Genomic DNA, 7,390 nt, shown 5'->3' on the forward strand with positions numbered 1-7,390 from the left:
TGCGCGCTTAACGGTCCCGGGCTTCCTCGAGCGCGGCGCGGGCTTGCAATACGATGTCTTGCGCGCGAATCCAATCCGGCGTTTCCATCGGCAAGCGCCCTTCCGCGGCCTGTGCGCTGCGGAGTGCGGACAGATAATCGCGCCGCAACACCTGCTGTTCGGCGCTCGCAAGCATGGCGCGCGCCTCGTCACCGCGTGCGGCATAGACGATGCCCAACTGATACCAGGCAAAGGGGTTGGCCCGGTCACGCGCGACCGCGGCGCGAAGAACGCGCTCCGCCTCCTCGTAATTCGCGTCGTTCTCCGTCGCGATCAGGGCATGGCCGAAGACCGCGCCGATCAGCGGATGGTTGCCCGTCAGTTCGGTCGCTTGGCGAAGCGGCGCAAGCGCCTCTTCCGGCTGCCCGGATTCGAGCAGAACCTGCCCCTTCAGTTCGAGGAAATAGGGATTGGCGGGGTCGCTCTCGATAAGGGCTGTCGTCTCGGCCAGCGCCTTATCCATGTAGGCGTGCTTGTGATAGGCATAGGCGCGGGCGTAACGGGCAGCGACGCTCTGGTCGCTTTCCGGATAGTCGAGCAAGGTACGATCGGGTGGATCGAGATAGCCCGCGAGTTTCGCTTTCACCCGCTCGAACCTTTGCTGCAGATCGGCATCGTCGGGCGCGTCCCAGGCAGGATCGCGCATGTAGTCCTCGCGCAGGCGGAAGATGCGGTCGCTGGAGAGGGGGTGTGAGCGGATGAATTCGGTTTCTGCATTGCGCGGAATGCCGCGGCGCAGTTCCTGGTTTTCCAGCTTGTTGAAGAAGGACAGCGATCCGCGACCGGAAATTCCCGCTTCCGACAAGTACTTGGCCCCGGCGGCATCAGCCGATGCTTCCTGAACCCTGCTGAAAGCGAGGAAATTGCCTAAGGCGGCCCGCTGACCGGCCATCATGATGCCGGTGAGGGCTTCTCCGCCGCCGCCTGCCGCAGCAGCGGCCGCACCCAGCAACATGGACAGGATCGTGATGTTCGTCGCATTCCCGGCACCCTCGCTATAGCGGTTGATGTGACCGCCGGTAATGTGGCCGAGTTCGTGCGCGATGACGCCCTGGACTTCGTTCGCCGTATCGGCGGCGTCGATCAGACCGCTATGGATATAGACGACCTGCCCGCCCGCAACGAAGGCGTTGATGGTCGGATCGTTGATGAGAACGATGTCGAGATTGGACGGATCGAGCCCAGCGGCCTCGGCGAGCGGCGCCGCCATATCGTCCAGCAGCGCCTCGGTCTCGGCATCGCGCAGCACCGATTGTGCCAGCGCTGGCTGCGCGGCCCAGGTGAACATGGCGAGCAGGGCCGCGATGCGCGCGAAAGCTCTTGCGGAAAGACGGGCCGGACGGGTTGGCATGGTTCGAAGCGATAGCGCATTTTCGCCTGAACCGGAACTGAAGCTTTGCATGGAGGCGGCTTAGCCATCGCCCGCTCGAATGATGGCTCGATCGACCCTAGCTGCTGCTCGCCTTCCCTGTTGGAGGAGCGGGATCGCCGGGAGGCGCCTTGCCCTTGGTCTCGATCGTCTTTGCCAGTTCTTCGGCAGCGCTTTCCCCCCTTAGTCCGATCTCTTCGAGAAAAGCGGCGCCCGTGCTGTAATCACTGCCCAACCAGAGCGGAACGCGGGCCGCCTCGATCGTTGCCTTGGCGGCAAGTTCCTCGCTGCTCATGGCTTCACCGGCCTGGCGGATAAGTACGGCTCTGATCCGACCCGGGTGGCTTTCAACCATCTTGCCGAATGCGACAAGATCGCCCTGCGTGTCGTCTCCCATCAGTGCAAACTGCATTTCGGGATAGGTACCGAGGATGGTATCCATGGCAGCCAGCTTATGCGCGCCGTGACTGGCCTTTCCCAAAGTCTCGCGATTGAAGCCCCAATCGCGCAAGGCGATCGGGCCCAGTGGCAATCCGCGCCCTTTCTGGAATGCAACGAGGTAGGAAAACAGGTTCCACGGGCTGGACGAGACGTAGAAGAAGGGATTGGCCGTTGCCCTGTGCCGTTCGCCGGCGTGGGCCGATCCGGCGGGCAGGACTTCGCCGCCGCCCATCGCCTGGTAGAAGATGTCCGCGCCTGGAACGAGCAAGCGTTCGTCGGGCATCTGCGCCAGCACGCGCCGCCAGTTTCGCGCGACGTCACGCCAGTTCCCGGTAATGCCGGTCTCGATGATCGTGTCGTCTATGTCGGAAATGACGCCGAGCCCGGCATGGCGTCCGGGAACGAGTACCTGGCCAGTCGCTTCCTGCTCGCCGTCGCTATTCGACCATCGAATGACCACCGATTCCCAGCTTGTCCGTTCGGGAAGCTCCGCTGCGGGTTCGAGTGCGACATCGAAATGTACGAACCCTTCCTTGTCGGTGACGCCATCGTGCAGGGTTGTCTCACCGCCATGCTCGATTTCCAGCGCAACACTTACTTCCATCGCTTCCTTAGAGGCGAATTGCGACAACATGGTGCGCATCGCCTGCCATTTGCCCGACGCGTTGAATTCGCGCCGCTTCTGCCGCAAGGCGCGGACGGAGATGCGCAGGCGCTCGCGATTGCGATACCCGAAATAGGGCTGGATGCGGACGGGATGGCTGAACAGGAATTGCATGATGCCGGGGCGCTACAATGTCGCCCCGCGCATAGCAAACGCCCTATCCGATAAGCTTTTTCGCTGCCTTTTCGATCATGGGTATGTCCTGAGGCACTTCTCCCAGGACGACCAGCTCGCCTTCCTCCGTGCGTCGCACCATGACGAGGGCGAATTCCGCGCCGTCGATCGGCAGGTCTTCGAGCGATGTTTCCGGCAAGGCCCGCAGCTTGTTTGCAATTGCCGGGCGTGGTTCGATGCGTTCCGCGACGGTCTCGCCTTTTTCCTCTCGCCGCAGCTTGCGTTCGGTCCGGACCACTTCCTTGAGGCCGCCGCGCGTTTCCGAAAGGAACCCGCCGAGTTTGCCGCGTTCCACTCCCACACGGTGCGCATGGGCAAGAACGGTGGCATATTCGGTAAGCCGCGTCTTGTCGTAATCGGCGCCGAATACGAGCTTCACGACCGGCGTCATGGGCGCGCGATCCTGCGCGCTCATGCCATTGTCTTCGAGCAATTCGGCGAAATCTTCCGGGGCGTTGGCGGCCTCGATGCTGACGTCGTAGGCTCGGCCTACCGCTTCGTAGAGGGCAGCACGGCTGCGATCCTCACTGTTACGGGCGGTGTAGGCGAATTCGCGTGCCACCGCGAGGCACTCGTGCAGGCCTTCGGGCGCGGTGTCTTCGAATTTATCGGCGATCGCCGGAATGGACAGCTCGCGCGGTGTTGCCGGTTCAGTTTCGTCGACTGCTTGGTCCGCAGGCTGCTCGTCATCGAACGCCAAAGGTGCTTCGTCTTCGTCTTCGCCGAACTCGACGAAGGGCGCGAAACCTCCATCATGATCGCTGGTCTCGCTTGTGTAAGCGGTGTCGCTGTCGATCGCCGCCTCGACCGGTTCATCCTGCGCGAACAGATCGTCTTCGTCGCGGAACGGGAAGCTGTCCTGCTTGCCGGGCGAATAATCGGACAGGTCGATCGCGACCTTCGTTTCGGTCTTGCCGATGCTGATGCCCATCAGGCTGGGAAGCGCCGAATCGTCGACGATGATTTCCTCGCCTTCCTCGTCGACATCGTCGTCGCCGAAATCGGGCTGCAGGAAGATCGCGTCGTCGTTATCCTCTTCTTCGTCGTCCTCATAACCGAGATCGTCTTCGTCAAATTCGACGGCATCCTCCGTCTCGTCCTGTTCCTCGACGACGCCGAAGGCGGGCTCGGGAAGCGCCGTCTCATCCTGCGCAAGCGCCTCTTCGGCTGGCGTATCGTCGCCCGTCATCACGCCGACCAGTGCGAGATCGAGGATGCCGTCATCCGCGTCATCCTCGTTCGCGTCGTCCACGGCGAGCGCCTGATCGATTTCGAGCAGCAACTCATCGGCAGTCCGGTCGTCCGCCACTTCCTTCCAGTTGATGACGCCGTAGATGAAGTCGATCGTCTCATCATCGCTCGAATAGGGCAGCAGGATACCGCGATACATCACGGTCACGTTGCGCTGATTGACGAACTCCGCTTCGAATCCGATCGGTGCCTGATTCGCGAGAATCTGCATGTAGTGATCGGTGATCCGGCTGAGCAGCGACAGGCTCGGCACGTCATCGAGATTTTTGATGGCAGTGTCGGCACCGCATTCCTCGGCCAGCCGCGCACCGAGAAACTGGATGCCGGGGCTTTCGATTCCGGAGGTAAAGTCGAGAAGGACGCTGTAGGGCCCGAAATCCTCGAGCGAGGCCGGGTCGAGATCCTCGATCGCGGGAAAGTTCTGGTCGCCGAGCAATTCCGCCCAGTGATTGTAGGCGCGAACCTGCATGCGCCGTTCGTCCTGACCGACGGGGGAGGGCGGCGCTTCGGCAATCTCGCCATCCACGCCGAAGCCTTCTTCCTCTAGTTCGGTTGCCAGACCTTCGGGTAGATTCCCGAGCAAATCGTCATTGTCGAACTGGCCGCGAAGCGTATCCATGTGGCTGATGCCCCCCAAAGGTCTTTTCCTTGAGGACCTATGTGCAAGAGCATGGTAAACATATTCTTAAGCACGACGTTCAAGTTTGACCTTGATCGGGCGGTTCGGCGCGTGGTCAGAGAATGTAGCGCATCCTGATCGGCATCTGCTTGTTGCCGCGATCAAGTTCGAACGCCGCTTCCTCGAATTTGGGCGGGCCGAAACGAACCTTCGCATCGCGCGAAAAGCCAAAACCTTCGGTCGGAATCATCGTAATGGCGCGGTCCGCCTTGCCGTTGTCGTTTTCGTCATGCAGCACCGCGATGGCATAGCGGCCCGCGGCAACGCCCTTGAACCAGAAGTCCGCCCTCTCGCCGGCATCGACGACCTTGCGCAGGGCGGCAGGGTCCTTGTCGCATTTGGGGAAGGCTTCCGGGCGCGCGGTCAGGCAGGCCCGGACGACACCGTCATGCGAGCGCAGGTCGGTGATCGATACATGAATGCCACCGCTTTCCTTTGCCGGTGCCGTCGCGCCGGTCAGCATCGTCAGCGACAGGGCGGCAAGGCCCAGCGAAAATCCCGTATTCAAGCGCATTCCGATCATTCCCTCCGAAGTCAGATTTTGCCGGACAACCCCTTGTCCGTGCCGCACAGGCGATCCCAGATGCGGAAATATAGGCCATAATTGCAAAGATATTGTTCATGATGACGCTGATGGTGGCTCGCGGTGATGAACCAGCTTCCCATACGCGAACGGACGAAGCGCCGCGGGAAGATTTCCCAGCCCATGTGGTTCGTCACGCCCATGACGGTCATGACCAAAAGAACGAGGCCGAGGACCGCGATATGGATGGGGATGATGAAGACGAGCAGCGGAATGACGATCGCCCCGGTCAAAGCCTCGCTCGGATGAAAGCTCATAGCCGCCCAGGCCGTTGGCGGACGACTGGCGTGATGAACGGCGTGCATTCGCTTGAACAGGCGCGGGTCGTGCATCGCGCGATGCGTCCAGTAGAACCACGTATCGTGAAGAAACAGGTAAGCCAGCAAAGAAACCGGCGCATACCAGAATGGATAGGCGGACCAGTCGGAATAGATCTGCGTCCAGCCGCGTTCTTCCCAACCCCATGCGACGATACCGGCTGGCACCCCGTAGATCAGTGCCGCCAGCAGCGACCACCGGATTTCCCGGCCGATCTGGTTTTTGAGGGCGGCATGGCGGCCCGGTATCTTCCGCTCCGTCGCCCACGCGAAGAAACCGCTCGTCAGCGCGTAACGCAGCGCGACAATCGCGCTCATGGCAAGAGCGGAGACGAGGATTCCGAAAAACATTCGCCGAGACTATCGCGCGGCGACTGACATTACGATGAAAAATCTCGACATTCTTGTCCGTCTGGCGATGCGCGTTGCATCGCGGAAACAGTCGATGTCGCGAGTTGATTCTGAATCCGCCGTCGTCGGGCAGCTATTCCCCAGTTCCCCACTGGGCGCATTCCTCGTCCTCCGCCTGACAGAGCCGCCTCATGGCGACGCGCGCCAACCGCTCGACTTCCACCTTGCGCCGAGCCGCGGCCAACGGGTCCGACGCGGCAGGCCGAACGATCTCGGCATCGTAGGCGTCGCCGACGATGACCCCGCACCGCTCCGGAAGATAGGCCTCGGTATCGAGCACCGAGCGGTCGAGATGCGGCGCGATCCCCCAATAGAACCGGTCGCAATGATCGAGATAGTCGGGCCATTTGCCATCACCCAGCAGGTCGCCGCGTTGCACCTTGATCTCGACGATCACGACGCGCCCCTTGTCGTCGATACCCATCAGATCCGCTCGTCGTCCGTTGCGCAGCGGCATCTCGGCAAGGCACCAGATGCCGTTGCGCGCGAACAACCGCTTGATTCCCCTCGCCACGGCAAGCGCGTCGCAAACGCCAGGATCGACCGACGTGCAATCGCCCTTGTCCCAGCTGCTGGACGAATCGGCGAGAAGGGCGGCGGACGCTTTGTTCGACATGCCTGCTTGCTGGAACAGAAAGGGAACTTCGTCAACCGGCCAATCGGAAGTCGACGACGATTATCGGGAGAAGCTTACATCCTGCCGAGCCTACGCTCAGACAGTCAGGCGGATGCCGCACAACCTTATCAGCGAATCGTGCGCGCGGGTAAGTTCGCCGAACAAGGCCCGCGCGGCGACGCGAGTTTCCCGGCCTTCCGAGCGCACCGCCTGCAAAGCGCGCAGTCCCGGTTCGAGCGCGGCGGCGCAATCGCTGATCATAAATGAGGCGAGGCGTAGATTTTCGCCCGCGCGAAAAGACGCGAAGTCCGGAGTATCCATCAGCACGTCGGATATATCGTCATCGTCGATCGCGCCGAATTCGGCGAGTACCATGGCCGCTTCGCGAATGGCGCTCCAATGGCTCGCCAAACGCTCCTCGATCGCCGCGAGGCCGGTCGCCGTGTCCGGTTCTTGGGCAAGAGCCACGGCCATATTGTCGGAAGATGCTGCCATAGGAAAAGGCGCTATAGCCGCAGAAACTTGCCAAAAGCATAAGACCCAAACGAGGCGCCGAGCGGTCGCGCGATAAGAGGCTGGCGCGCCGTTCGAAGGCTTGCTAGGGCGCAGAACGCTTTTCGTGCACCCGTAGCTCAGCTGGATAGAGCGCTGCCCTCCGAAGGCAGAGGTCACAGGTTCGAATCCTGTCGGGTGCGCCATTCTCCAAAAATCGTTGGAAACACAGCATCTTAAGGACGCTCGTGGCTCGACGTGTAGCACAAGTGTGTCACACAAGACCCCCTCTCAGGACGCTCTAAACGATTGTTCTGATGGAGCATTCTCGACAATTACGTGTGACACGAGGGT

At 61.5% G+C, this 7,390-nt stretch carries 7 protein-coding genes and 1 tRNA gene; 1 reads left to right on the top strand and 7 read right to left on the bottom strand.

Annotation, left to right across the window (positions count from 1 at the left end; all coding sequences use genetic code 11):
* Positions 1-7 precede the first annotated feature (7 nt).
* The 7 genes from GRI38_RS12830 to GRI38_RS12860 form a co-directional block, all read right to left on the bottom strand.
* Positions 8-1,390, bottom strand: a complete 1,383-nt coding sequence (locus tag GRI38_RS12830; protein WP_160684845.1) for a M48 family metalloprotease — start codon at positions 1,388-1,390, stop codon at positions 8-10.
* 97 nt (positions 1,391-1,487) lie between these two features.
* Positions 1,488-2,627: a phosphatase domain-containing protein gene (locus tag GRI38_RS12835; protein WP_160684848.1), complete on the bottom strand. Its 1,140-nt coding sequence runs from the start codon at positions 2,625-2,627 to the stop codon at positions 1,488-1,490.
* A gap of 43 nt (positions 2,628-2,670) precedes the next feature.
* Positions 2,671-4,557 (bottom strand): PAS domain-containing protein, encoded by a 1,887-nt coding sequence (locus GRI38_RS14375; protein ID WP_160684851.1) that lies wholly within the window; start codon positions 4,555-4,557, stop codon positions 2,671-2,673.
* A 115-nt stretch (positions 4,558-4,672) separates the two neighbouring features.
* Positions 4,673-5,131: a DUF2141 domain-containing protein gene (locus GRI38_RS12845; protein ID WP_237487544.1), complete on the bottom strand. Its 459-nt coding sequence runs from the start codon at positions 5,129-5,131 to the stop codon at positions 4,673-4,675.
* Positions 5,132-5,151: 20 nt separating this feature from the next.
* Positions 5,152-5,868 carry a sterol desaturase family protein gene (locus tag GRI38_RS12850; protein WP_160684854.1) on the bottom strand — a complete coding sequence of 239 codons (717 nt, stop codon included), beginning with the start codon at positions 5,866-5,868 and terminating at the stop codon, positions 5,152-5,154.
* 133 nt (positions 5,869-6,001) lie between these two features.
* Complete coding sequence (locus GRI38_RS12855) at positions 6,002-6,544, bottom strand: MmcB family DNA repair protein (RefSeq protein ID WP_160684857.1); 543 nt, start codon at positions 6,542-6,544, stop codon at positions 6,002-6,004.
* 96 nt (positions 6,545-6,640) lie between these two features.
* The gene (locus GRI38_RS12860) at positions 6,641-7,039 is read right to left on the bottom strand and encodes a hypothetical protein (protein ID WP_160684860.1); all 399 of its coding nucleotides are present in this window, start codon (positions 7,037-7,039) and stop codon (positions 6,641-6,643) included.
* 126 nt (positions 7,040-7,165) lie between these two features.
* On the opposite strand from GRI38_RS12860, the gene GRI38_RS12865 reads away from it, so the two are divergent.
* Positions 7,166-7,242, top strand: a tRNA-Arg gene (locus tag GRI38_RS12865).
* The last annotated feature ends 148 nt before the right edge of the window (positions 7,243-7,390 follow it).

It is taken from the genome of Parapontixanthobacter aurantiacus (genome assembly GCF_009827635.1).
Taxonomy (GTDB): Bacteria; Pseudomonadota; Alphaproteobacteria; order Sphingomonadales; family Sphingomonadaceae; genus Parapontixanthobacter; species Parapontixanthobacter aurantiacus.